The organism is Marinomonas sp. NPDC078689, assembly GCF_044542435.1.
Taxonomy (GTDB): domain Bacteria; phylum Pseudomonadota; class Gammaproteobacteria; order Pseudomonadales; family Marinomonadaceae; genus Marinomonas; species Marinomonas arenicola.
In genome coordinates, this window is the sequence record NZ_JBITUJ010000007.1 from 174,755 (window position 1) to 200,205 (window position 25,451).

Below are 25,451 nucleotides of genomic sequence, written 5' to 3' on the forward strand. Positions count from 1 at the left end.
AAATAGTGACTAATTTAAATATATATGGAATTACACAATGAAAGATCAAATCGATATTCAGTTTGTCTCCGATGTTATGTGCCCATGGTGTGTTGTCGGATTGGGAAATCTTAATCAAGCCTTGGCGCAATTAGACGACAAAGTCTCCGCCAACATGACGTTTCAGCCGTTTGAGCTTAATCCTGACATGCCTCAAGAAGGGCAAGATTTTGATGAGCACATCCAGCAGAAATATGGCATTTCAAAAGAACAATCAGACCAGAACCGTCAGGCCATCAAAGAGCGTGGACAAGAAGTGGGTTTCGACTTTAGCTTCAAACCAGAAAGTCGCATGTGGAATTCTTTTGACGCCCATCGACTGTTGCATTGGGCAGAACATGAAGAGAAACAAGCTGAATTAAAAAACGCCTTGTTCAAAGCGCATTTCACTCATGCTCAAAATGTGAGCGACCATGATGTGTTAGCCAGCCTTGCCGCAGCCGTAGGTCTAGACCCAAAAGCAGCAAAAGGCATTTTGGAGAGCGGTCAGTTTGCCGATGAAGTTCGCCAAAAAGAAGCCTTTTGGCAGCAAAACAACATCACATCTGTACCGACTGTGATCATCAACAACAAATACGCCATTTCGGGCGGCCAACCTGCTGACGTATTTAAAGAAGCGCTTGAAGAAATTATCAGCAAGGAAAAAGCGGGCTCAGCTTAATCCTTTCGCTCCGCTGATCCTATCCTCGGCGGAGCGTAACGCCTTTTCTCTACTCACCAATATCCACTAAACCTTGTTGTTCTTTTACGATCTGCCCAAGGCTTGGCAAGATAGAACGCGATGTCTGAGCGTCATTCGACCAAATTTTGCCTTTAATCATGGCTTTTGGGCAATGGAAATACATCTCCTGAATCGCTATTTTGATGACCAATTTAGGGACTTTCGCGCCATCTGGGCAGCCCGCCAGTAACTCCGGATCATCATGGATAGAAGCGGTTCCCTTAAGTCGCACCACTTCATTGATGCCTGGAATAGTAAACAAGACGCCAATTGCTGGATTCACCAATAAGTTTTTAATGGTATCAAGACGATTATTGCCTGGGCTGTCGGGTATCAGCAAATGAGTGTCGTCTAAAATCTTGATAAAACCTGGCTCTCCACCGCGAGGCGAGACATCCAACAAGTTCTCAGAAGTTCGACTGGATAACACCACAAAAGGACTGTGTTCAATAAAGGTCTTGATGTGAGAATCCAACGCGTATACCGCTTTGTTTTCCACGATCGGATGAGGAGCAGAGTAAAGCCTATTGAGTTGCTCTACACTTGTGATTTGCGCCATAAAATTCGCTCTTTTTGGGTCTCAGCTGACGTACCTCATCGAGATCATTGATAAAAACACCAAAACATCAAATGAGAAGCATTATTAATATTAATTTTATATGTTATTGTATGGTGCAAATTCACCCAGTACAACACACTCTATGTTTCAACTGAATAATGCGGCCTTCACCGTGTCGAGCCATACCATACTGCACCCCACGAACATCACATTTGAAAAGGGTGTTGTCACCACCTTGCTGGGTCACAATGGCTGTGGCAAATCCACGTTAATGAAATTATTAAGCCGCCAGAATCAAGCGTCTCATGGACAAGTATTACTTGAGAATCAGGCAGTTAGTCAGCTTAAACAAAAAGACTTTGCCTTGAAGGTGGCGTACTTGCCACAGCACCCGCCGATCACAGACGGCATCACAGTCAAAGAGCTGGTTCGTTTTGGGCGCTATCCGTGGAAGGGGGCGTTCGGCCGCTACACAGATCAAGACAACAATTTGGTAACGCAAGCCATTGAGAAGGTGGGCTTGGAAAACTACCAAGATCGATTTGTCGCCACCTTGTCTGGTGGAGAACGTCAACGCGCTTGGGTGGCTATGTTACTGGCCCAACAAAGCGAATGCATTCTGCTCGATGAACCAACGTCTGCACTGGATATTTCTCACCAGCACGAGCTTCTTGCCCTGATTCGAGAATTAAACCAGAGCCTAGGACTCACCGTCATTATGGTGCTTCACGATATCAATATGGCCGCCAAATTCAGTGACCATTTAATCGCGTTGCATAGTGGCAAAGTCATCGCTCAAGGCAAGCCCAAGGACATAATGAAAGTCGATGTTCTAAAACAGATTTACGGCATGGATCTGGCACTTTTTGCCCACCCCACGTCCGGCCACCCCATCAGCTACATCCCTTAAAGAGGCTATTTTGAAGTACTTACTCATTGGTTTATCTATGCTTTTTTCAGGCCTAGCCGCCGCGAATCCAATCACACATGAGCTGACGGCTAGTGATTTCGCAACGCCACCAAAACGCATCATATCCATCGACTGGGCGACCACAGAAACCCTGATCAGTTTGGGCGTCACGCCTTTAGGTATCGCAGACATAAAAGGCTACCAACAATGGGTAATTCGCCCTACTTTGCCCAAAGGAATCTTGGATGTCGGCGCACGAAACGAACCCAATTTGGAGCTCATTTCTAGCCTAAAGCCCGATCTCATTTTGATCAGTAGCAGCTTATCGCCAGCCTACGACAAGCTAAGCAAGATCGCGCCAACCATAATGTACAATGTGTACAACGAAGAAAAGACGCCGCTCAAAAACGTACAGGCCTTAACCCTCAAACTGGGTAATATTTTAGGCAAACGCCAAGCCGCGGCAAAACTTATTGCGCACACTCAAACACTGTTAAGAAAAAATGGCGAGACCATACGCGCCGCTCACCCTAACCTAGATCCCTTGCTATTTGTCCGTATCGTGGACAACAGCACTCTGCATTTTCAAGGCAAAGGCTCCTTGATCAATGACACGATTCACGCCATGGGACTGAAAAATGAATGGCACGGAAAAACCAATTTCTGGGGATTTTCTACCGTCGAGATTGCAAAAATTGCCGAGCATCAACAAGCCAATGTGTTTCTTTTGCAATCGGTAAAAAAGGCCGAAAAGAAAAAATTTCTCAATTCGCCTTTATGGAAAGCCATGGCCTTCAGCCAGCAACATAAAGTCTATGAGTTACCTCCTATCTGGAGTTATGGCGGGCTGCTGGCGGCACAAAGATTCAGTAATCAACTGGTTAATCTACTCACCGAACAGCCATAACGGTCTTTGTATTTTATGAACAACACCTTCCGCCTTAGCCTGACGTTTGGTCTAGTGGCCAGCGCCTTACTTATCTCGGTATTGATCCACCTGACGGTGCCTTACTCCGGCGGCTGGACGCTGATACAGCGTACTCTTTTTGCTTACGACACAAGCAATTACCAAGAGTTGATTGTCCATATGACCTACCTTCCTAGGCTTACTATTGCTTTGATTTGTGGCTTTTCACTCGCCATTGCAGGCTGTGTCATGCAGTTTGTGCTGCGTAACCCTATTGCTGCACCTACGACGCTTGGTGTGGCGTCAGGCGCACAGCTGGGGATGGTGGCTGGGGTATTGTTTTTACCCGCAGGCCTAGCATTACCCAGCTTTATTCCGGCCTTTTTAGGCGCGACTTTTTCCAGCTTGTTGGTTTTTTGGATTGCCGCTAAAAAAGGCTTTGCTCCTATTCATTTAGTGCTCTCAGGCATGGTCATCAGTTTGTTCATTGGGGCAATTAATACCATGCTAATGCTGGTGTATGAACGCTATTTGAGCAGTGTCTTTATCTGGGGAGCAGGGGCGCTCAACCAAAACAGCTGGGAGTCGGTTCACCGCTTACTCCCTCTTTTGTGTGTGCCACTGGCCGGACTCTTTTTGATGCAGCGCCCCTTGTCAGCGCTTATTCTAGGCGACAGCGTGTCCAACACCATTGGCGTCAATGTAAAGCGTATTAAACTGATTGCGCTGACCTTGGTTATCTTTGTCACCGCGGTGGTGGTCAGCGAGGTCGGTATTATTGGTTTTATTGGCATAGTCGCCCCCGGTATTACTCGACTCTTGGGGGTTCGCCATCTTAATGCGCAGATCCTCATCAGCGGTATGATTGGCGCTTTGATGCTCTTACTGGCAGACCAACTTACTCAGCCAATTTCAGCAGCCACTGGGGATTTATTGCCAACTGGCGCCATGACAGCGCTACTCGGTGCACCATTTCTGCTGTGGTTATTAAACCGACAAACGTGGCCGTCACAACTTCGCGCGACAGAAGACACTGTGCCCGATTGGCGCCATCGACGCTTTATACCGCTGCTCATTACTTTGCTCATCGTATTGATATTAACTAGCCTGGCGGCCTTATGGGTAGGCAAAGACCCCCAAGGCTGGAATCTACTCATCAATGAAAACATCGTAAATTTGCGCTTACCGCGTATTTTAGGCGCGCTGTTTGCTGGGGTGGGCTTAGCGATTGCTGGCACCTTGGTACAGCGTTTGACCAATAACCCTATGGCAAGCCCTGAAGTGTTAGGCATCAGCTCTGGCGCTGCGTTGACCTTGGTGATTTGTGCCTTACTGGGGCTCAGCATCAACCGTTACGAGCAAATCATGCTGGGCACCTTAGGCGCATTAGCGGTCACTGGGATTATTTGGTGGCTCGGCAAAAAACATCGCTTTGCCCCTGCGCAACTTTTATTAACGGGCATTGCGTTAAGTGCAGGATTGGACGCCATCATGCGCATCGTCATGTCTTCAGGGCAAGAAGATGTCAGCAGTTTATTGACTTGGCTCTCTGGCTCTACCTACTTAGTAAGCTATCAAGACGCGGCGATATTAGGCGTGGGCGTGATGATTTTCGGCACAATGGCCATTCTCTTGCATCGTTGGTTAGATTTGATTGCTCTTGGCGAGGTCTCTGCCAACAGTGTCGGCCTCAACAGCCTTATGGTCCGGCGGGTATTGATTTTACTGATCGCGGCCCTCACCACATTATGCACAGCCATCATTGGGCCGCTGACCTTTATCGGTCTACTCGCCCCTCACATGGCTCGTTCGCTCAGTCAAAATACGGCAAAAAAACAACTGGTCACCGCCTGTTTATTAGGCGCTTTAGTCATGGTCATTGCCGATTGGGTCGGCCGTGTACTTTGGTTTCCGTGGCAGTTTCCGGCAGGTTTATTATCGTCACTTCTTGGCGGCGCGTATTTCCTTTATCTTATGAGAAAGTAACGCTAAAGGCGGTTTTTTAGCTTTAATTTCTGACGAATACGACTTAATGCCACCGGCGTAATACCAATATAAGAGGCAATGTACTGCTGAGGGATTCGCTCTTTCAAATCTGGAAAGGCCACACAAAAATCCAGATAGCGACGCTCAGCTGAGTCCTTAACAAAGGTGTTCTCTCGCTCCTCTTTGAGGATGAAAATCTCTTCCAAGAAATGGCTATAACACTCTAAAAATGCGTTATCGCGGCGCATCTGTTGGTAGAACTCTCCCCAGTCATAGGAGGTGATAATGCTGTCTTCAAGTGCTTGGATTCCAAACAACACTGGGGACCTTGTCACCATGGATCGGGTCGAACCTATGATTCTAGGCCCCTTGGCAAACGTCTGCGTAAACTCTTTTCCCTCACCAGACACACTGACATAACGCACCAAGCCTGAGTGCAAAAAATACAAGCGCTCGGCGCTCTCTCCTTGCTGAAATAAATACTCTGATTTCGCTGTTAAATGCACTTCAATCGGCGTGGAAAGCCTTTTCCAATCGATTTCGTCACCTAGCCGGTTAAAGTAAGAGAACACTTTATTTTGCAGATGTACCTTGTCCATGAAGACTACTTCTCTGTTTAATTCGTTCGTCAATAAGCACCAGTGCAAGCAATAACAGCAAGACTCCCATCAAAAAGCCAGCATCCAATAGGGACCCTAAATGCGACTGTGACAACGCCGTATAACAAGCAACCCAGACAGGAATGGTATAAGAGATCGCCAGTAATCGGCTCGCCCCCACCTGCACCACTAAGCGTTGTTGTAGGATAAAGGTCAGCAGTGTGGTGAAGAAAGTAAGGTACAAAACATTCACCCAAAAACCACTGTGCGACCATTTCACACCCGCAAGGTCTCCCCAGATTAATGTCACAGGCAACAACCATATTGAGCCAAACAACATAATCATAAAGGCGCCTGACAAGGCGTTAAGTGAGCGCCCCCATTTTTGCACCGACACCACATGTAAAGCCAATAAAAAACACGCTCCTAGGAAAATGGAATCCCCTGAATTCCACTGGAAGCTAAGCGCCTGTTGGGTTGCCAATAATACGCTCAGCGCCCCTATTGTTCCCAATAGAAACCCTAGTATTCGCACGCCTGAAGTGCGCTCTTTTAACCATACTCTAGCAATCAGCACTCCCATCAAAGGAATCAAGGTATACAGCACAGAAGTGTGCAGTGGCGTAGTGGATTGCAGCGCCCTAAATAAGCCAACAAAGAAGCCCACCAGCGCACCACTGATCAAAAGATATTGGCACACTCGTCGCCAAGACTGAAACAACTGCCGACACTGCTCAGCCATGTTGAGCTTCGCATTATGCCAACGAAACAAGAGTGCGATTGTGATCACCACCAGCGCTAATAAAAAGCGAAAACCAGAAGTGGCGAGTGGACTGGCGTACGCGGACATATTTCCAGACACCACAAAGGACGAGGCCATCAACCAAGCCCAGAGCAACAAAGTAAATAGGGAACTCATTGCTCTCTCCTTTTTTCTGCGATCCATTTAGCTCCGATAAAACGGTCAAATAGGTGCTCAGCGACCACCAATTCCAGCGCGATCGAGAACACATCCGCGAGCAAAGACTGTAGCGCTTCTGCGGATTCAATTTGCTGTATTTGTGTTCCGTCTCGTGTGACCATTTTGAAGTTTTCATTTTGCAACGACGCGGTTCTTTGTTGATCCTTTACGCTCACCATAAGGTTATTCACAAACACAGCATGGGGATGTTTATGTGAATAAAAGTGGCCTAATTCACAATCTGCATCGCTGTATGTGGCTAAATCGAAGCGATAAAGGGTAAAAAACGCCTGATCTTTTTCTATCTGCAACTCGTATTCACGCACGCCAAAACGCGTCTCATGGCTCGTCACTTGATAATGATCAAGCCCTGAGATTTGTCGTAATCCAGAAGTTAATAGCAATGGGGAAATTGGCCCATTTGCGCCAAAGCCAGTGTCGATCAAATAACGGCTGCCATCCAACGTGAGCAAGGTGACTCTATGGGTTCTAGGGGCGTTTATGTCTCGATTATTCAGCACCCTTGCGAGCACCAACTGAACCTCATAACCCAATGCAGCGAGCAGCTCAAAGGTGAGTTTATTGTGTTCAAAGCAGTAACCACCTAACCCCCTCGTCACAAACTTATCGCTCAGTGAGACAAGGTCGAGTGGTAAGGCTTCTCCTAGCACCACTGACAAGCTGTTAAAGCTATGACGCGCCACATGGCGACCTTGTAACTGCTGGACAAAGGCTAAGGAAGGCTGATGCGGTGCCGCCAACCCTAAATCGGTGAGATAATGCTGTAACTCTGGTGAAAGTGTTTTCATGACTGCGTCCTCTATGGCGAGCTTGTTAAGGCAAAGACTAAAGGAAAACCACACAAATGAAATTAACCTAGGTTAACTCCCTCACCACTATTGCTTGGTGGATAGAACCGTTCGTGCTTCTCTCTATTATGATCACTCGATCTCGCTCTAGTGCGCAGATAGGATAATTAGGCGCGACAGGGATTATCACGGGGACGATAGTGGCTAAGGTAGGGGAAAGGGGATTGTTAAAAAGAAGCCAATTTGGCTTACTTTGTTATCCACGCCACTCCAAAGTATCCGATGGACGCTCATCAAAAAGCTGACGGTAGTCTTTGGCAAACTGGCTCAGGTGCCAAAATCCCCAACGGACTGCAATGTCGCTCACGGACTGGGTATGATCGGCATTAATTAACTCTCGGCGAACCCCATTCAATCGGCTGATGCGCAAATACTGAATCGGACTCATGCCCAGAATACTTTCAAAACTGTACTGCAAGGTACGACGACTAACGTTGGCTATTTCACATAATTGGGTGACGGTTACCGGCGTATCTAAATGATGGTCCAAAAAATGTCGGGCACAATCTACCACGCTTTTCCGGTGCACATAACTCTGTGTTTTCACGGGCTGCGGCGTTTCCACTTTGAGCACTTCTAATAAGGCCATCATCACAATATCATGTTGCAATCGAACCGCGGCCCCTGCGTTCTGGTTTGATAAAAGTCGCGCTAATAAAAAACGCACTTCTCCCAAAGTTTTATCAGGCACACCCAATCGGCCATGCTCTGTTAGCTCTTGCCAATTTAACTTCACGCCATGGATAGCCGCCACTTTCATCAAGGCTTGATGGTCCACAACTAAACCATATAAGTTGTAATCTTGCGGCGTAGTCAACTCAAAGTGACAGTCGCCAGGACGGCACATAATAGTATTGGGTTGAACGGCCAACCCATTGATACGACCCTCTGCTTGATCCGCCAAGGGAATTCCTAACCACACAGAATTTGGCCAAACAACGCACTTTTGTTGCAACGCCTGATTCGTATGTTCACGAAATACTTGCAACCCTTCAAACGGTAATTCAACAATGCTGCCATAAAAACGACCACGACTCGTTTGATCGTATTCCTGTTGCCAATTGGTCAAATTACTGGCGTGTAAATCGGCATCCCGAGCTTCGCTGACATTAATAGCAACGCTCTCATTTGGTGCGTTTATGCATTTATCAAACATAACTTATTCCTAGTGAATAACGAAATAACGCAAAACTTTCATTTAAATATTTCATAAATAATTGATAAATATAGATTTATTCTTTTTGCCAATATTCGATAACCACTCATGGTGGTATTTATTAAGCTCTATATAAGCAACATTTATACCTTTTTTGATTCATCTTATTTGACCCTATTAATACTGAGTCAAAACAAAATAACAACGAGAGTTTGTTTATGACAAGTCCCAATTCTGCTTTTCAATTTCGTCATATGGTTGGCGAGCGCACGTTTGGTTTTACCGATCTTGCCGATTTAATGGCAAAAGCCACCCCTGCTCGTTCAGGGGATCGACTTGCAGGTGTGGCCGCTCGTAACGCAGAAGAAAGAGCCATTGCGCAAATGACCTTAGCCGATGTGCCGCTTTCCTTGTTTCTGGAACACCTGCTTATTCCCTATGAAGAAGATGAAGTCACGCGGTTAATCATAGACGATCACGACAAGCTGGCTTTTGCGCCCATTGCCCACTTAACCGTTGGCGGCTTCCGCGATTGGTTACTGAGTGACTTAGCCACAACATCGGCCCTAGAAAGCATTCGCGCGGGGGTCACGCCAGAAATGGCGGCCGCTGTCAGCAAGATTATGCGCAACCAAGATCTCATCCTGGTCGCCAAGAAATGCCATGTAAAAAGCGCCTTTAGAAACACCATTGGCTTGCCTGGTCACCTTTCTACGCGCTTACAGCCCAATCACCCTACCGATGACTTAACGGGCATTGCCGCCAGTATGTTGGATGGCTTGTTGTACGCCAATGGCGACGCCGTGATCGGCATTAACCCTGCGACAGATAATGTCCAACAAGCCTCGCGCCTAATCCGCATGATGGATGAAGTCATTCAACATTATGAAATTCCAACGCAGTCTTGCGTGCTTACCCATGTCACCAACACCATAGAATGCATTGATCAAGGCGCTCCTGTGGACTTGGTGTTTCAGTCCATTGGCGGCACTCAAGCGACCAATGACAGCTTTGGCCTTAACCTCAACACCTTAGCAGAAGCCCAAGATGCAGCGCTGTCATTGAACCGTGGCACCGTTGGCAACAACGTCATGTACTTTGAAACCGGCCAAGGCAGTGCTTTGTCTGCCAATGCGCACCATGGTTTAGACCAACAAACTTGTGAAGCGCGAGCCTATGCCGTGGCCCGCAAATTTAACCCTCTGTTGGTCAATACTGTGGTTGGTTTTATTGGTCCTGAATACTTATACGACGGCAAAGAAATCACCCGCGCCGGTTTAGAAGACCACTTCTGTGGCAAGTTGCTTGGCTTACCTATGGGGTGTGACGTTTGCTACACCAACCACGCCGAAGCCGACCAAAATGACATGGACAACTTGCTCACACTGCTCGGCGTTGCTGGCTGCACTTTTATCATGGGTATCCCAGGCTCTGACGACATCATGTTGAACTACCAGACGACCTCATTTCACGATGCTCTCTATGCCCGTCGAGTATTAGGTTTAAAACCAGCGCCAGAATTCGATGCTTGGTTAGCCACAATGGAGATATTCAAAAATAACGAGCAATTCACCCTCAACCACCAACTGCCAGCGGCCTTTCATAAATCACTTAACCGTATGATTGGAGGCCACTGATGGACAAGCCAGATCATAATAAACCTCATCTCAGCCCCACCCATCCTCACAACGACCCCATGGAGCCGGTCACCACCAACGCATGGAGTAAGCTTAACGCTTTTACCGATGCCAGGGTGGGCCTCGGTCGCGCAGGGGTCAGTGTGCCGACCAAGCATCTGCTGGCTTTTCAGTTAGCCCATGCACAAGCAATCGACGCGGTCCACACGCCCTTAGATGTGTCTGATTTGAGTCGTCACCTAATCGATCAAGATTGGGCGCCTCGTTGCGCGCCCTTGCAACTGCATAGCCGTGCCACAGACAGAGCCAGCTACTTACAGCGACCTGATTTCGGACGTCTATTAGACCCAGCTTCAGCTGACCAGCTCGATGCTCATAGCGCCGACAACCCTCAAGGCTACGATCTGGCTATTGCCGTGGTTGATGGCTTATCCGCTCTGGCTGTAAAACAAAATACTCTGCCTTTTTTAAACGCACTGTTTGAACTGTTACCACTTAGCCATAACGATGACGCTGCGCTTGCAGAAGAAACACCATCAGAAGCTAAAAAACCTTGGACACTGGCGCCCATTTGCCTAGTCGAGCAGGGGCGAGTCGCTATCGGTGATGATATTTGTCAGCGTTTAAACGCCAAATGCGTGTTGGTTTTAGTTGGCGAACGCCCTGGATTAAGTTCTCCAGACAGCTTGGGACTCTACCTAACTTGGGAAGGGAAAGTAGGCCATACAGACGCGTATCGTAACTGTATTTCTAATGTTCGCCCTGCCGGTTTGAAATACCAAGAAGCGGCCAGAAAGGCCTACTACCTACTGACAGAAGCCAGAAAACTGCAGCTATCAGGGGTGAAATTAAAAGACCGCTCCGATGATGAACTCGTACTAGACAACAAAGAAACAACCAACTTTCTCGTGTCCAAATAGAACGCCGCTAACCCAGCGTTCTACATGCTCAAAAATACCTAAAAAAATAAACGCGTACAGCGTTAGAAAATCACAAATGACTTTTAACATTCTGAAATAAAGGAACACTTATGTCTGAACAACTAGATAAAGAGTACTTGGCAAAACGCCAGCTAAAACGAGGCTCAGCAGGCTGGATTTTGCTCGCGGGCTTAGGCGTCTCATACGTTATTTCCGGCGATTTTGCGGGTTGGAACTTTGGGATTGCTGAAGCCGGATGGGGTGGTTTTGCTATTGCAGCCTTACTCATGGCCGTCATGTATTTCACCTTGGTTTTATCCCTAGCAGAAATGTCTGCGGCCATACCAGCCGCTGGTGGCGGTTATAGTTTTGCGCGTCAAGCGATGGGGCCCACCGGTGGCTTCTTAACTGGCTTAGCAGTGCTTATTGAGTATGCTCTGGCGCCTGCGGCCATTGTGATTTTTATTGGCTCTGCGGTAGAAGCGTTACTTGGGTTTAACGGCCCTTGGGTCTACGCCGCATTTTATCTTGTTTTTATCGGTATCCATTTAGCTGGCGCGGGTGAAGCGTTAAAAGTCATGATGGTTATCAGTGGTTTGGCTGTCATTGCGATTCTCGCGACAGCGGTCGCATTAATAGGCGACTTTGATACCAGCCGTTTATTTGATGTGGCGGTTAGTGACGCCGCTGGCGCAACAGAATTTTTACCAATGGGTTGGTACGGTGTTTGGGCTGCGCTGCCATTTGGTATGTGGTTGTTCTTAGCGGTAGAAGGTGTTCCATTAGCGGCGGAAGAAGCTAAAGACCCAGCTAAAGACGTACCTAAAGGCATTATTGGTGCAATGATTTTCTTATTGTTCACGGCCTTATTGGTTGTCTTCTTACTCGCCGGTGCCGCGGGGGCAGATGCCATGGGAAAAAGTGCCGTACCCTTGGTTGATGCGCTAAATTTCGCAGGCCATGAAACATTAGGAACCGTCGTAAACGTACTTGGCCTTGCCGGTTTGATCGCCTCTTTCTTCTCCATCATCTATGGTTACAGCCGTTTGGTGTTTGCCTTATCCCGTGCTGGCTATATTCCGCAAAGTTTGTCTGTGACGAATAAACGTAAAGTGCCTGCACGAGCTTTGATCGTACCTGGCATTTTGGGTTTTCTGGCCTCGTTGACAGGTGAAGGTGACTTGATGCTCGCCATGGCGGTTGTCGGTGCAACCGTCTCTTATGCCTTAATGGCACTAAGCCATATTTTGTTGAGAATCAAACAACCAAATATGCCTCGACCGTATAAAACCCCTGGTGGTATCTTCACCTCATCCATTGCTTTTATTCTGTCTTTACTCGCGCTTTCTGGTGTGTACGCTTACGATCCTAGAGCCTTTAACTATACCCTCGTATTGTTCGTCATTGGCGCCGCTTACTACTTCTTATATAGCAAAAAACATTTGGTTGCGAAAACGCCTGAGGAAGAATTCACCATGCTCGCTGCTGCTGAAGCGGATCTCAGCGCGTCATAATCTGTTTACTTTCCCCCTCCTAAACAAAAGCCTATTGATTCATTTTCAATAGGCTTTTTTTGTTCCTGCTTTTTATTCATGTCTCTCACCTTTCTTCTGCGTTACATTTAAGACACAGTAAATTTTATTTATTGACACAAATATGAAACAGTAATGATCTATTATTACATTTATCTCGTATTGATTCGTATTGAAAATAGCAAAAGGTGGAGACCAATATCATGGAAATGAAGATGAAAGGTCAAATCGAAAGCATTTATCCTATTAAAGAACATAAGATAAAACGTAAATCCGCAAAAAAGGCTCAGAAGAAAGCCAAAAAAGCAGAACAAAAGTTAGCGCTAAAAATAGCCGATGCCGAGCAACAGGAAAATGCTAAGACGGCCAAGCAAGATGACGCTATGCAAAATCGAGCATCGAAGAATTCTCAACCTCTTGATAACCAAGAGAAGCGACAAGTCATGAAAGACATCATCAACCGCATGATGGACGGCGACTTATCTCAAGGAGAGGCGCTAAAAATGCTGCGCATTCGAGTGCTTGGGCTAAAACAAGAGGACTACGCACAGCTTGTTGGCGTGTCGCGAAAAACCTTGTCAGAAAATGAGAATAATAAGGGCAACTACAGCGCGGATGTGGTGAATAAGGTCTTTCAGCCTTTTGGCCTGAAAGTTGGGTTAGTTGCAATATCCTAATAGAAAACCCGTTACTATAAACAGCGGCGGCAAAGGCACACCTTCGCCGCTTCATGGTATTCTCTGTGCCCTATGCCTTTACCCTGCAAAGCGGTCCATTCGCTTCGCTAAATCAAAGTCTTTTTCAGACACCCCACCCACGTCATGAGTGATCAATTGCACTTTGACCTTATTGTAGGTATTAGACCATTCTGGGTGATGGTTCTTCTTTTCGACATATAAAGCACTCATCGTCATAAAACCAAAAGCGTGCTGGAAGTCTTTGAATTGAAAGAGTTTTGTTAGTTTGCCGTCTTCGATAACCCAAGGAGAAACTGTTTCGCTGTTTAACGACTTAAGTGCATTTGAAACACCAAGTTCACTTAACTTGTGTGCGGTCATAACATCCTCCTATTTATCCTACTGATAACTAAAGAGTAGCCCAACGAACTATATCAGGCAAAGGTCAATTCACGCTGTAAAGCAAAGAGATAATAATGCAGATAACGGCAGCTCACATAGACAATGACTAAGCTTGCGATCAAGAGTTCAAGCATGCCCAGCGCCCCTAATAAAGCGATCAAAAGCTCGCTACTTTGCCATGCAATACATTGCTCTTGGACTTTAAACAACGCCGTTGCCCCGATGGCCAAAGGAAACGTAAAGGAGGCATAGCCTGGACTAAATGGCAAACGAACTAGGCGCAATGAAAAACCATACACCACGCCAGTTTTGATTAATGCCGCGTATTTTCACTTATTTTGGCGCGGCAACCACAGGACAATTGAGTACCACATTGGTTCGAGTAATGGTCACCAAGCCTCGATCTTCTGCATCGAAAATGGCTTCTTCCGAGGTTAATTCATGGGCCAGAGAGGGTGTTTTCCACGTGACCATATACATTAACCACAATGGTGAATAATGCGAGTCATTACTTTGGTAGCCTAACGGCGCGGGCACTGAGGCAAACACACTACGACCTTGCTCCCCATTTGGAAAAGCATAAACTCGTTCTAGGGCGGTTTTGACTCGTGGTGGTTTTGGATACTGAGGCACCGCATCTTCTAATCTCGGCGCATAGTTCGCGTTCTTGGCTTTTGCAATCGCACGATCAGACACGTCTGTCGTAATATAAAAGACGGTTTCACCATCGTGCCAACCTTTTAATAAAGGCAAACTCACCTGATCAGTACGTACTGTTTGGTGACTACAAGCTGACAAAAAGATCGTCAACACAATCCCCATCAACAGTTTATATTTCATAATAAAACCTACTCCTAACCAGATGATACAAAGCGAACGACATTACCTTAGTTTACCGTATTTATACACGGTATTGCGGCTAACGCCTGCGACTTTTGCGGTTTGAGACACATTCCCTTTATATTCGTTTAACAATCGAGGGATCAAGATTTCTAATGGCTCATGCCTATCATCTGGCGCATCGTGTGATTTGCTTGAGTCTAGATTGCCTTCGTTTAAATCCTCAAAAAAATCATCCGGCAAATGCCACTCTTCCAGCACGTCTTCGTCGGCCATCGCCATGCCGACTTTCAGTACATGGACGAGTTGACGCATATTGCCAGGCCAAGGATGTTGCACTAATAACGCCAACATCTCAGCCGGCAACTCAGGACCTGGCTCCTCTTGCCGCAAACGATTATGCAAATATTGGATCAGCTGAGCCTTGTCTTGACGCTGACGCAAAGGCGGTAATTCGATGTTTAACCCCGAAATCCGATAATACAAATCCTGTCGAAAGCGCCCTTCGTCGACTTCTTTTTTTAAGGCTCGGTTGGTCGCTGAAATAAGCTTAATGTCCACCGGATAGGTTTCTGTAGAACCCAGTGGCGTAACCACTCGCTCTTGTAGCACACGCAACAATCTGGATTGAACAGGCATTGGCATTTCACCAATTTCATCCAAGAATAAAGTGCCACCATGGGCCCGTCGAATAAGCCCGATAGAACCTTTATTCTGTGCTCCTGTAAAGGCGCCTTTTTCATAACCAAATAGTTCAGACTCAACCAATTCTGAAGGAATAGCAGCACAATTTACGGCCACCAGCATGCTACTCGCTCGAGAACTGTGATAATGCAAACTGCGTACAAAAATTTCTTTTCCAGCGCCGGTTTCCCCATGAATCAAAATGGGAATGTCTTTTTCCATGATCTTATGCGCTTGTCGAACCAAGCGTTCAACATGCTCATCACCATGCTGCAATTCGTCTAAGGGAATCACATTATCAGGAATCGATTGCTTTGCCATGACGGGTTCCTGAGGCTTTTCTTTCAATGAGTTAGACGGTGATACATAGTCCGCACGTTGTCGAAAGTCCGGAACTCTCATAACCTGTTGCACAGGAGGAATCACTTTGACATAAAACTGATAACGCCCTAATGAACGCAATTTAATCGGCATACTGGGGGGATGATGTCGAACCTCGCGCATCTCTATGTCAAATATCTGATTGATATTTAACAGCGCCAAATCTCTTGCCAATACCACTTCAGCTCGACGGTTCGCCGATACCACGGTACCGCTTTCATCCAATACCAAAATACCAGACCAATGACTGTCTAAACTGACCACATTGGTGTTAAAGGTCAAAATAAAATGGTCTTGCTGAAACGCAGAAAATATCAGTCTATTTTCCACACTAAGAGACATGAGTTTGACCATGCCAAAGGTATGATCTTGAGGAAGGTACGCGTCTGAAGAAATATCCAGCACGCCCACTAGATCGTTTTTGGTGTTATAAATCGGCGAAGCAGACCCCACCATAAATCGGTTAGCACGAAGAAAATGCTCATCTCGTCCGACCTGAATGGCTTCACCGGTAATCAGTGCTGTGCCTATCGCATTGGTGCCTACTCGCATTTCGGTCCATTGATTTCCACCGATTAAGCCATGCGCCGAAGCCCGACCAAAACGTGGCTGCCCCCATGTATTAAGCACATGACCTTGGCGATCTGCGAGCACAATCATACAAGCCGAATTACTTAAAATATTCTCGTAATAAGGCAATACTTCATTTTCTGTGGTTTCCAACAAGCTACGATGCTGATCCATCAGGTCGTTCAACGTCCCCTTTGGCAGGGTCGCAAAATCAGGCCGACTGCTGTGATCCAAACCGAATTGCTCACAACGATACCAAGAGTCCTGTATCCGCTCTTTATGGTCTTGTTTTTGGCCAGCAATCTGATTTAAAGCCGTGTCATCCAAGACACTATCTGGCTGCTTTTCTTGTTGTTCCTTGTTGTCCATTTCTGGCTCCAAAGCATTCGAGCAAGGCGCTGACGCCTTACTTGATTGTCGATATTGACACTTTTTCTAGTACAAAATGAGCGTTTTAAGATAACGACAATGTGCATTAAGTGTTCATTATTTTTACCTACTGTAAACACTTTGAACACCTGTGAACAGCTCTTTTTCGCAACAGAACACCTTGATCTTTTCCGAACATATTATAAAAAGAACAGTAATTTCAATAAGATAGGAATTTAACAAGACCTATAAAAAATCATGGCATGGGATTTGTAAGCGTATATAGACAATGTGATGTTCGATTTTGCACCTGTTCAGTCTCTCCATCATGAACAGGTTGAACTCGGTGTCTTTTCAACACCGCCAAAATGGTGGCATCACAAGCAATAACCAAAAAAGCACAACAAACAACAATAACAAAAAAGGGTACACACAATGTCTTTGACGCTGCAAAATGTGTCTCGCGTTGTTGACGGTGAAACTTGGATCGAGAACGTCGACTTGACGCTTGAGCCAGGCTCCTTCAACGTTCTGCTTGGCCGAACACTGTCAGGTAAGACTACGCTGATGCGATTGATGGCGGGTCTGGATAGACCCAGCACAGGAAAAATTCTGATGAATGGCGTCGACGTGACCGGTATGGCGGTGCGCGAACGCAATATCTCCATGGTCTATCAGCAATTCATCAATTACCCAAACCTCTCTGTCTACGAAAACATAGCGTCACCACTACGACTCGCCAAAATAGACAAGGCTGAAATCGACAAACGGGTTCGAGAAACCGCAGAAATGCTGCGCATTGACGAATTCTTAGATCGCTTGCCTCTGCAACTTTCCGGTGGTCAACAACAACGTACTGCCATGGCGCGCGCACTGGTCAAAGACTCACAAATCATTTTATTTGATGAACCCCTTGTTAACCTTGATTACAAATTACGCGAAGAGTTGCGCCAAGAACTCAGAGCGCTGTTTAAAGCGCGTAATTGCATTGCTGTCTACGCCACCACCGAACCGAATGAAGCCTTAGCCCTTGGCGGTAACACCGCGGTCATGCACGAAGGCAAGTTGCTCCAAATGGGGCCAACCGCCGAGGTTTACCATCAGCCAAAAGACATTATCACCGCTGAGATGTTCTCCGAACCACCGATCAATGTCGTCCCTGGGCGTGTCAGTGAAAACGAAGTCACCTTTGATGAAACGGTTCATTTCCAACTCAACAGTGATTTGCGCCAACTGACACCCGGACAATATCAATTTGGTGTGCGCGCCTCACACATTGGCTTGGTCCCACACTCTGATGATGATTTAGAACTGCCCGTCAAAGTAGACCTCGCCGAGATCAGTGGCTCCGAAACCTTCTTACACGTCCACAACCCACACTTTGATCTAGTGCTCCATTTGTCTGGCGTACATGAGTATCAAGTCGATCAAGACATCAAGGTGTACTTCCCCACGCACAAACTCTATGCCTTCGATAGCCAAGGCAAGATGGTGCATTCACCAGCGCGAATGAGGGATTAAGATCATGGCTGAAATCACACTCAATGCACTCGCTCACAGCTACAGTGAGAACCCAAGTAAAGCCGAAGACTATGCCATCCGCGAGATGTCTCACGTCTGGGAGCAAGGCGGCGCGTTTGCCCTGCTCGGCCCTTCTGGTTGTGGTAAGTCCACCCTGCTCAATATTATTTCCGGCTTGCTGGAACCGTCTGATGGCGAAGTCTTATTCGATGGAAAACGCGTCAATGAGCTGAAACCTGAAGAGCGCAACATTGCTCAGGTTTTCCAATTCCCTGTGGTGTACGACACCATGACGGTGTTCGACAATCTGGCGTTTCCATTGCGCAATATTGGCGTGCCAGCCCATAAGGTCACCTCGAAAGTTCATGAGGTCGCTGAGATTTTAGAACTGTCTGATCAACTCAAACGCAAAGCGAAAGGGCTGTCAGCAGACCAAAAACAAAAAGTCTCCATGGGACGTGGCTTGGTTCGCGATGACGTATCGGCGATTTTATTCGACGAACCATTAACCGTGATCGACCCACAATTAAAATGGAAATTGCGCCGCAAGCTCAAGCAAATCCATGAGCAATTCAATATCACCATGGTGTATGTCACCCATGACCAATTAGAAGCTTCCACTTTCGCCGATAAAATTGCGGTGATGTACAACGGGCAAATCGTCCAATTTGGCACCCCACGAGAGCTGTTTGAAAACCCAGCGCATACCTTTGTTGGGTATTTCATTGGCAGCCCAGGCATGAACTTTTTTGACGCCGAACTGCAAACTGACCACCAAGGCCACACACGGGTGATGTTTGGCGAACATGAAATAGCGATTCGAAGTGACGTACTAACAACCTTAAAAAACATGGCGGCGACCAAACTACGACTGGGCATCCGTCCGGAGTTTGTTCACGTTTGGGATGGCAAAAACGACGACGCCTATCAGGTAGAGGTCGATTATGTAGAAGATCTAGGCACCTACAAGATCCTCTCATTCCTGTTTAACGGTCAGATGATGAAAGCTCGTCTGAGTGAAGACCAAAAAGTGCCGTCTGGGCAGATCTTTGTGAGTTTCCCAGAACAGTGGACCAAGGTGTATGTGAATGAGTATTTGGTGGAAGCCAGTACGCCTATGGCTACCTCGGCAACCCAGGAGGTAGAAGATGCAAACTAAAGTCGAAAACAACAAGGCGTGGTTCCTTGTTTTACCGGTTTTTATCATTGTGGCCTTTTCCGCCATCATCCCTTTGATGACGGTGGTGAATTATTCGGTACAAGATATTTTTGACCAAAACACCAGCTATTTTGTGGGCGCAGAATGGTTCAAGCAAGTGATGCTAGACAGTCGTCTGCACGATGCCTTGATCCGCCAGTTCTTGTTCTCTTTCACTATTTTGCTGATCGAAATTCCACTCGGAATCGGTGTCGCATTGATGATGCCAACCAAAGGAAAAAGCGCCTCTTTGTGCTTAATCTTAGTGGCGATCCCTCTGCTGATTCCTTGGAACGTGGTCGGTACTATTTGGCAAATTTTTGGACGCGAAGACATAGGTTTGTTCGGTGCTTTCATGGGCGCTATCGGCGTCGACTATAACTACGCATCAGACCCAGTTGATGCCTGGTCTACCGTGGTTTTAATGGACGTTTGGCATTGGACACCACTGGTCGCCTTGTTGTGCTATTCCGGTTTACGGGCGATCCCTGAAGTCTATTATCAAGCGGCGCGCATCGATCAAGCGTCACGCTGGGCAGTGTTCCGTTATATCCAACTGCCGAAGCTCACCAACGTACTGATTATTGGTGTGTTATTGCGCTTTATGGACTCTTTTATGATCTACACCGAACCGTTTGTACTCACTGGTGGCGGCCCAGGTAGCTCGACGACCTTCTTAAGCCAAGCCTTAGTACAGCAAGCCATCGGCCAATTTGACCTAGGTCCTGCGGCGGCGTTCTCTTTGGTGTATTTCCTTATCATCTTGTTGGTGTGTTGGGTGTTCTACACCACCATCATGAACATGCAAAAAGACAAGTAGGAGCGGATCATGACGCAATCATCTACGACACACACCAACAAATCGTCCGCGGCAAAAACGTACGGCACCGCCGAGACGGTTCAAGCGCCGGTTTACAGTCGTGCGGAGCGTAAAGCCCGCAATGCGACGCGCCGTAGCCGCCTAGGCATGGTGATTTATTTAGTCCTGTTGTTATTGCCTATTTATTGGCTGATCAACATGTCCTTTAAAACCAATACCGAGATCCTCAGTGGCTTGTCTTTCTTCCCTGAGCATTTCACCTTGGATAACTACGCGAAGATCTTTGGTGATCCCACTTGGTACATGGGGTACATCAACTCCACTTTGTACGTAGTGATGAACATGGTCATCAGCTTGTTGGTCGCCTTACCAGCCGCTTACGCCTTCAGTCGTTACCGCTTTGTTGGTGATAAGCACATGTTCTTCTGGTTATTGTCGAACCGTATGGCGCCACCTGCGGTGTTCTTATTGCCTTTCTTCCAGCTCTATTCCTCTGTGGGGTTATTTGATACTCACATTGCGGTGGCCTTGGCTCACTGTTTGTTTAACGTGCCATTGGCGGTCTGGATTTTAGAAGGCTTTATGAGTGGCGTTCCTCGCGAAATAGACGAAACCGCCTATATTGATGGCTACACCTTTCCGAAGTTCTTTGTGCGTATTTTTATTCCTTTAATACGTTCAGGCATAGGGGTTACTGCGTTTTTCTGTTTTATGTTTTCTTGGGTCGAATTGCTATTGGCGCGCACCTTAACCTCGGTCGAGGCCAAACCGATCGCTGCCATCATGACCCGAACAGTCTCCGCCTCGGGGATGGACTGGGGGCTGCTCGCCGCCGCCGGTGTGCTCACTATTATTCCTGGCATGTTGGTCATTTACTTTGTTCGTAACCATGTGGCGAAGGGCTTTGCCCTTGGTCGAGTGTAAGGAGAATTATTATGGCTTGGATGTCTTGGACACTACCAACCGCGCTCTTTTTTATTGGCATTGGGGTCATCCTAGTGGGGATGACCGCGTGGCAAATCGCTTCCCCTTGTGTGGAGCGTCGAGGCTTTTTACCGCTCGACACCACACGAGGCGATCGTTTGTTTATTGGCCTGCTGAGCAGCGCCTTTATTCATCTCGTGTTCGTTGCGTTAACGGATGCAAACCTTGCGGTGGCAACCGTCCTTTGCGCTATTTGGATGATCATCCTAATGCGTTGGGGCTAAACCACCAGTACGACCAGGACTATTCGGCACGGACGCCACCAGAAAATTAAACTATGTTGAGGTACATCATGCACTACAATAAGAAAAAAATTGCACTGGCAGCCTTACCCATCGCGGTGATGCTTCATTCTGCTTCACTGTGGGCTGATCAATACTCAGATGCCGCAGAAAAATGGGTAGACAACGAGTTTACTGTCTCGACGCTAAGCAAACAGCAACAGCTTGAGGAAATGCACTGGTTTACTGAAGCCGCAAAAAGCTTCCGAGGCATGGACATAAACGTTGCGTCAGAAACACTCACCACGCACAAATACGAGTCCCAAGTATTGGCCAAAGCCTTTACTGAAATCACTGGTATTAATCTGCACCATGACTTGATTCAAGAAGGGGATGTGATTGAAAAACTGCAAACTCAAATGCAGTCAGGCCGTAATATTTATGACGCCTACATCAATGACTCCGATCTGATCGGTACCCACTTCCGCTATGGTAAAGTGGTGCCAATTTCCGACATGATGGCGGGCGATGGCAAAGATTATACCTCGCCAACCTTGGATCTAGATGACTTTATCGGCCTGTCCTTTACCACTGGACCAGACGGTAAATTGTATCAACTTCCTGACCAACAATTCGCCAACCTTTATTGGTTCCGCGCCGATTGGTTTGCGCGCCCAGATCTAAAAGCAAAATTTAAATCCATTTACGGCTACGACCTAGGCGTGCCAGTAAACTGGTCTGCTTATCAAGACATCGCTGAGTTCTTCACCGATAAAGTGAAAAACCTGGATGGCAAACGCGTATACGGCCACATGGATTACGGTAAAAAAGACCCTTCACTTGGCTGGCGTTTCACTGATGCTTGGTTCTCTATGGCCGGTGCCGGCGACAAAGGCTTGCCAAATGGCTTACCGGTAGACGAATGGGGTATCCGTGTCGAAAATTGTCATCCGGTCGGTTCGAGTGTGTCTCGTGGTGGAGCAACAAATGGTCCAGCGGCCGTTTATGCCACTCAGAAATACGTTGATTGGTTGAGTAGCTACGCGCCACCAGAAGCACAAGGTATGACCTTCTCTGAATCTGGTCCGGTACCGGCTCAAGGTAACGTTGCTCAGCAAATTTTCTGGTACACCGCCTTTACCGCAGACATGACCAAAAAAGGCCTACCTGTGGTGAATGAAGACGGCACGCCAAAATGGCGCATGGCACCGTCTCCTGTTGGGCCATACTGGGAGCAAGGCATGAAAAAAGGTTATCAAGACGTTGGCTCTTGGACCTTTATGAAATCTACGCCTGAAAAACGTCGTCTAGCGGCTTGGTTGTATGCTCAGTTCACCACGTCTAAAACGGTGTCTTTGAAAAAAACCTTGGTCGGCTTAACGCCGATTCGTGAATCCGACATCAACTCTCAAGCGATGACGGACGCAGCGCCAAACCTAGGTGGTTTGGTTGAGTTCTATCGTAGCCCAGCACGTACCGAGTGGAGCCCTACCGGTACTAACGTACCAGATTACCCAAAACTGGCTCAGCTTTGGTGGCAATACGTTTCACAAGCGGCCAGCGGTGAAGCAACACCTCAAGAAGCGTTGAACGGCCTTGCGGCGGCTCAAGATAAGGTAATGGGACGTTTAGAACGCGCTAAAGTACAGCCTAACTGTGGTCCTAAGCTCAACGAACCACGTGATGAAGCTTACTGGTTAGCGCAACCTGGCGCACCCAAAGCCAAATTGGCTAACGAGAAACCTCAAGGGGTGACCGTGGCTTATGACGAGTTGCTTAAATCGTGGCAGAAAAAATAAGTTTACTCTTCTAAGAGAGTAACTTTCTCTGCTGTTTAGCATTGTTTTGGCATCAAAAAAGGCGTGATTCTTAAACCAAGAATCACGCCTTTTTATTCATTAGAGAGTCAGCCAAACGTAACGAGAAAACTACAGATCAAATTTCTCTTCTAAATCTTCCACTAAAGATTCACTGATATTGTCTGCGTCTACGTGTTCGTCTTTTTCGTCCCATTGATGAATGGCACGCTCAATATTGACGTAAACCGCTTTAAAATAACCATACAAAGGGGTGTAATTGTTTTGCACCAGCTTGGCAAGCGTTTGATTACCTTGAGACACCACGACCTGATGAGAGACTAATGGACGACTCAGAGCTCGCCCTCCCATTTTATAACGGCGTAAATAATCAATGGTAATGTCTAATTCGCCCACATTAGGCCCCGGCTTAGAAGCATAAAGGCCTTCTTCTACTAGGTGTTTATGAATCGAATAGGCGAAGTCTTTGCTCAGTTTACTCTCAGAAGCAAACTGTTTGCTGCCAGGAATCGCTTCAACAGACTCGGATAAATTAACCGTCAGTTTTTTCATATAAAACGCGCGAATTGTTTTTTGTTCTGGTGCTTGATCTACATGCCCAGCACAGCCAACTAATGCGAGGCCGGCACACCAGATAATATTTCTCAAACGCATTTTCTATCCCTATTCAAACGGTTTCTGATAAAAACATGAGCAAAATGCCCATGTTTATGGGTGAAATAACATCGCTAAAACACGACTATTCATCCATTTTAAAAATTAAAAAATGCGCTTGAATAGTGTAAATATTATGTATGTTATTCATTTGTGAGACATTTTAAAAGTGTTAGTTAAATCTCATCACTTTAAATACGCTAAGCGCTGTTTTTTCCGCTATTTATCGCTGTTAAAAAATAAAAAAAACTCTATGATCAGCCATCCGGTTCACTGCTAGAGAAAACCTTACATGTTAAGTGATGATTTTATTGATGTGCTCAAGTTATTGATTCGACAGCCTAGCGTGGTTGGCGCAGAACATTCTTTTTTCCGCGTATTGCAGCGTGAGTTAGAAGAGCGTGGCGCCAAGGTCACCTGGTATGAAGGGTTATTGGTTGCCCAAGGCAGTGAACCAATGAGCACTATGTTCTCGGCACACATCGACCGCCATGGCTTGGTCTGCACTGGGCCGAATGAATTCCAGTACGCCGCCTTTGTCTCTGCGAATCGCACTGATCTACTGAACAACTCCGTTTCTGAAGAGTTAATGAGTAAAATCACCGAGCGCTTCCACCATGAAAATGTCTATGCCTATGAGCCTTGGTCCGGTGTTTATCGTGGCAAAGGCGTCATCAAACACGCTTATATCTGCGAGTTTCGCAACAACTTAATTTTTGAAATCGACGGATTAGAAGGCGTGGTCGCAGGCACACCAATTGCTTTTAAAGACAAGCTGCATATCAAGGAAGACCGCCTTGCAGGCCAATTGGATAACGTTATCTCGGCGGCTGCATTGGTGCATTTGTTTAGTCTTGGCTTTAAAGGTACGGCGTTTTTTACCGCACAAGAAGAGTCCGGCAAAAGCTGGCGTTATTTATTAGAGTGGTTCCGTCGTTTTGGCGGCTCGACCAACCGCTTATTTGTTATCGACACCAGCCCTTTTCCTAGCGTTGCCTCAGCCAATGAGCAGCAAATCGTGCTACGGGAAAAAGACGCCAACGCCACGTTTAACCCAGAAACGACTCAGCTTATTGAAGCGCTCTGTGTGAAAAGTGGCATAAGTTACCTCTTCAAAAATCGCTATGCAGAAGCTGAAAATAAAAAGCGAGAGGCCAATGGTTTACCGCCTTCATCAATCGGCAGTACAGAATTAGGTCGCATCATTGCGGCGTCTAATGGCTTGGTTGATGGCACCACCATTCAGATTCCCACCACCGGCTATCACACCATGCATGAATCGGCGTCCAATGATTCGGTTAACGCATTTTTAGAAATTCTTAGACGCGTTTCGAATACCTAAACGTGTCGTCGTTAATTTGGCTCGGCCTCCCCATTCCAATCACAGCACCTCGCTTTCTTGGTGCTGTTTTATTCGCTCTTATTTGCGTCAACACTCGTTATCAAATGGCGATAAAATGCAGATATTCTAAGCTTTGTGCCTTTTTTTCATCTTTTTTCACGGCACTATTCTTTAT

General features: G+C 46.7%; 25 protein-coding genes. 15 read left to right on the plus strand and 10 right to left on the minus strand.

What is annotated here, in order from left to right; genetic code table 11:
• Window positions 1–37 precede the first annotated feature (37 nt).
• Window positions 38–700, plus strand: a complete 663-nt coding sequence (locus ACIGBN_RS12800; RefSeq protein ID WP_396665862.1) for a DsbA family oxidoreductase — start codon at window positions 38–40, stop codon at window positions 698–700.
• 49 nt (window positions 701–749) lie between these two features.
• On the opposite strand, the gene ACIGBN_RS12805 is transcribed toward ACIGBN_RS12800, so the two are convergent.
• Window positions 750–1,319, minus strand: coding sequence for an MSMEG_1061 family FMN-dependent PPOX-type flavoprotein (locus ACIGBN_RS12805; protein WP_133002447.1), 570 nt, complete (start codon window positions 1,317–1,319; stop codon window positions 750–752).
• 142 nt (window positions 1,320–1,461) lie between these two features.
• Here ACIGBN_RS12805 and ACIGBN_RS12810 point away from each other — a divergent pair, with 142 nt between their 5' ends.
• From ACIGBN_RS12810 to fhuB, 3 genes are read left to right on the plus strand one after another with little or no spacing between them, the layout of a single operon-like run.
• Entirely contained in the window at window positions 1,462–2,229 is a 768-nt protein-coding gene (locus tag ACIGBN_RS12810; RefSeq protein ID WP_133002446.1) for an ABC transporter ATP-binding protein, read from the plus strand.
• Window positions 2,230–2,239: 10 nt separating this feature from the next.
• Window positions 2,240–3,136 (plus strand): ABC transporter substrate-binding protein, encoded by an 897-nt coding sequence (locus ACIGBN_RS12815; protein WP_133002445.1) that lies wholly within the window; start codon window positions 2,240–2,242, stop codon window positions 3,134–3,136.
• A 15-nt stretch (window positions 3,137–3,151) separates the two neighbouring features.
• Complete coding sequence (gene fhuB, locus ACIGBN_RS12820) at window positions 3,152–5,122, plus strand: Fe(3+)-hydroxamate ABC transporter permease FhuB (protein ID WP_396665865.1); 1,971 nt, start codon at window positions 3,152–3,154, stop codon at window positions 5,120–5,122.
• Between the two features lie 2 nt (window positions 5,123–5,124).
• Here fhuB and ACIGBN_RS12825 read toward each other — a convergent pair whose 3' ends face one another.
• The 4 genes from ACIGBN_RS12825 to ACIGBN_RS12840 form a co-directional block, all read right to left on the minus strand.
• Complete coding sequence (locus ACIGBN_RS12825; RefSeq protein ID WP_396665867.1) at window positions 5,125–5,721, minus strand: Crp/Fnr family transcriptional regulator; 597 nt, start codon at window positions 5,719–5,721, stop codon at window positions 5,125–5,127.
• Window positions 5,696–6,640 (minus strand): DMT family transporter, encoded by a 945-nt coding sequence (locus ACIGBN_RS12830; RefSeq protein WP_396665869.1) that lies wholly within the window; start codon window positions 6,638–6,640, stop codon window positions 5,696–5,698. Before ACIGBN_RS12830 ends, ACIGBN_RS12825 begins: the two co-directional genes overlap by 26 nt.
• A complete protein-coding gene (locus tag ACIGBN_RS12835; protein ID WP_396665871.1) occupies window positions 6,637–7,491 on the minus strand; it encodes an arylamine N-acetyltransferase in 855 nt (284 codons plus the stop codon). Before ACIGBN_RS12835 ends, ACIGBN_RS12830 begins: the two co-directional genes overlap by 4 nt.
• 256 nt (window positions 7,492–7,747) lie before the next feature.
• The gene (locus ACIGBN_RS12840; protein WP_341566521.1) at window positions 7,748–8,707 is read right to left on the minus strand and encodes a helix-turn-helix domain-containing protein; all 960 of its coding nucleotides are present in this window, start codon (window positions 8,705–8,707) and stop codon (window positions 7,748–7,750) included.
• 218 nt (window positions 8,708–8,925) lie between these two features.
• On the opposite strand from ACIGBN_RS12840, the gene ACIGBN_RS12845 reads away from it, so the two are divergent.
• From ACIGBN_RS12845 to ACIGBN_RS12860, 4 genes are all read left to right on the plus strand, one after another.
• Entirely contained in the window at window positions 8,926–10,344 is a 1,419-nt protein-coding gene (locus tag ACIGBN_RS12845; RefSeq protein ID WP_396665873.1) for an ethanolamine ammonia-lyase subunit EutB, read from the plus strand.
• Window positions 10,344–11,264 (plus strand): ethanolamine ammonia-lyase subunit EutC, encoded by a 921-nt coding sequence (gene eutC, locus ACIGBN_RS12850; protein WP_396665875.1) that lies wholly within the window; start codon window positions 10,344–10,346, stop codon window positions 11,262–11,264. The genes ACIGBN_RS12845 and eutC overlap by 1 nt, the downstream gene beginning before the upstream one ends.
• Window positions 11,265–11,374: 110 nt before the next feature.
• A complete protein-coding gene (gene eat / locus ACIGBN_RS12855) occupies window positions 11,375–12,778 on the plus strand; it encodes an ethanolamine permease (RefSeq protein WP_133002437.1) in 1,404 nt (467 codons plus the stop codon).
• A gap of 233 nt (window positions 12,779–13,011) precedes the next feature.
• The gene (locus tag ACIGBN_RS12860; protein WP_396665877.1) at window positions 13,012–13,473 is read left to right on the plus strand and encodes a helix-turn-helix transcriptional regulator; all 462 of its coding nucleotides are present in this window, start codon (window positions 13,012–13,014) and stop codon (window positions 13,471–13,473) included.
• A gap of 78 nt (window positions 13,474–13,551) precedes the next feature.
• Here the strand turns inward: ACIGBN_RS12860 and ACIGBN_RS12865 are convergent, their stop codons facing one another.
• From ACIGBN_RS12865 to ACIGBN_RS12880, 4 genes are read right to left on the minus strand one after another with little or no spacing between them, the layout of a single operon-like run.
• Window positions 13,552–13,854 carry a 4a-hydroxytetrahydrobiopterin dehydratase gene (locus ACIGBN_RS12865; protein ID WP_133002436.1) on the minus strand — a complete coding sequence of 101 codons (303 nt, stop codon included), beginning with the start codon at window positions 13,852–13,854 and terminating at the stop codon, window positions 13,552–13,554.
• Window positions 13,855–13,907: 53 nt separating this feature from the next.
• Window positions 13,908–14,159 carry a hypothetical protein gene (locus tag ACIGBN_RS12870; RefSeq protein ID WP_396665879.1) on the minus strand — a complete coding sequence of 84 codons (252 nt, stop codon included), beginning with the start codon at window positions 14,157–14,159 and terminating at the stop codon, window positions 13,908–13,910.
• 49 nt (window positions 14,160–14,208) lie between these two features.
• Entirely contained in the window at window positions 14,209–14,715 is a 507-nt protein-coding gene (locus ACIGBN_RS12875; RefSeq protein WP_396665881.1) for a hypothetical protein, read from the minus strand.
• Between the two features lie 42 nt (window positions 14,716–14,757).
• Complete coding sequence (locus ACIGBN_RS12880) at window positions 14,758–16,719, minus strand: sigma-54-dependent Fis family transcriptional regulator (RefSeq protein WP_396665883.1); 1,962 nt, start codon at window positions 16,717–16,719, stop codon at window positions 14,758–14,760.
• Window positions 16,720–17,154: 435 nt separating this feature from the next.
• Between ACIGBN_RS12880 and ACIGBN_RS12885 the strand changes: the two genes are divergently transcribed.
• From ACIGBN_RS12885 to ACIGBN_RS12910, 6 genes are all read left to right on the plus strand, one after another.
• Window positions 17,155–18,240 carry an ABC transporter ATP-binding protein gene (locus ACIGBN_RS12885; protein ID WP_133002426.1) on the plus strand — a complete coding sequence of 362 codons (1,086 nt, stop codon included), beginning with the start codon at window positions 17,155–17,157 and terminating at the stop codon, window positions 18,238–18,240.
• 4 nt (window positions 18,241–18,244) lie between these two features.
• The gene (locus ACIGBN_RS12890; protein WP_133002425.1) at window positions 18,245–19,399 is read left to right on the plus strand and encodes an ABC transporter ATP-binding protein; all 1,155 of its coding nucleotides are present in this window, start codon (window positions 18,245–18,247) and stop codon (window positions 19,397–19,399) included.
• Window positions 19,389–20,258 (plus strand): carbohydrate ABC transporter permease, encoded by an 870-nt coding sequence (locus tag ACIGBN_RS12895; protein WP_133002424.1) that lies wholly within the window; start codon window positions 19,389–19,391, stop codon window positions 20,256–20,258. Before ACIGBN_RS12890 ends, ACIGBN_RS12895 begins: the two co-directional genes overlap by 11 nt.
• Before the next feature lie 147 nt (window positions 20,259–20,405).
• Window positions 20,406–21,182 carry a carbohydrate ABC transporter permease gene (locus ACIGBN_RS12900; protein WP_133002763.1) on the plus strand — a complete coding sequence of 259 codons (777 nt, stop codon included), beginning with the start codon at window positions 20,406–20,408 and terminating at the stop codon, window positions 21,180–21,182.
• Between the two features lie 11 nt (window positions 21,183–21,193).
• Window positions 21,194–21,466, plus strand: a complete 273-nt coding sequence (locus ACIGBN_RS12905) for a DUF2160 domain-containing protein (RefSeq protein ID WP_133002423.1) — start codon at window positions 21,194–21,196, stop codon at window positions 21,464–21,466.
• A gap of 68 nt (window positions 21,467–21,534) precedes the next feature.
• The gene (locus ACIGBN_RS12910; RefSeq protein ID WP_396665887.1) at window positions 21,535–23,262 is read left to right on the plus strand and encodes an ABC transporter substrate-binding protein; all 1,728 of its coding nucleotides are present in this window, start codon (window positions 21,535–21,537) and stop codon (window positions 23,260–23,262) included.
• Between the two features lie 129 nt (window positions 23,263–23,391).
• Here ACIGBN_RS12910 and ACIGBN_RS12915 read toward each other — a convergent pair whose 3' ends face one another.
• Complete coding sequence (locus tag ACIGBN_RS12915; RefSeq protein WP_396665889.1) at window positions 23,392–23,934, minus strand: hypothetical protein; 543 nt, start codon at window positions 23,932–23,934, stop codon at window positions 23,392–23,394.
• 292 nt (window positions 23,935–24,226) lie between these two features.
• Between ACIGBN_RS12915 and ACIGBN_RS12920 the strand changes: the two genes are divergently transcribed.
• Window positions 24,227–25,276 (plus strand): peptidase M42, encoded by a 1,050-nt coding sequence (locus ACIGBN_RS12920; protein WP_396665891.1) that lies wholly within the window; start codon window positions 24,227–24,229, stop codon window positions 25,274–25,276.
• The last annotated feature ends 175 nt before the right edge of the window (window positions 25,277–25,451 follow it).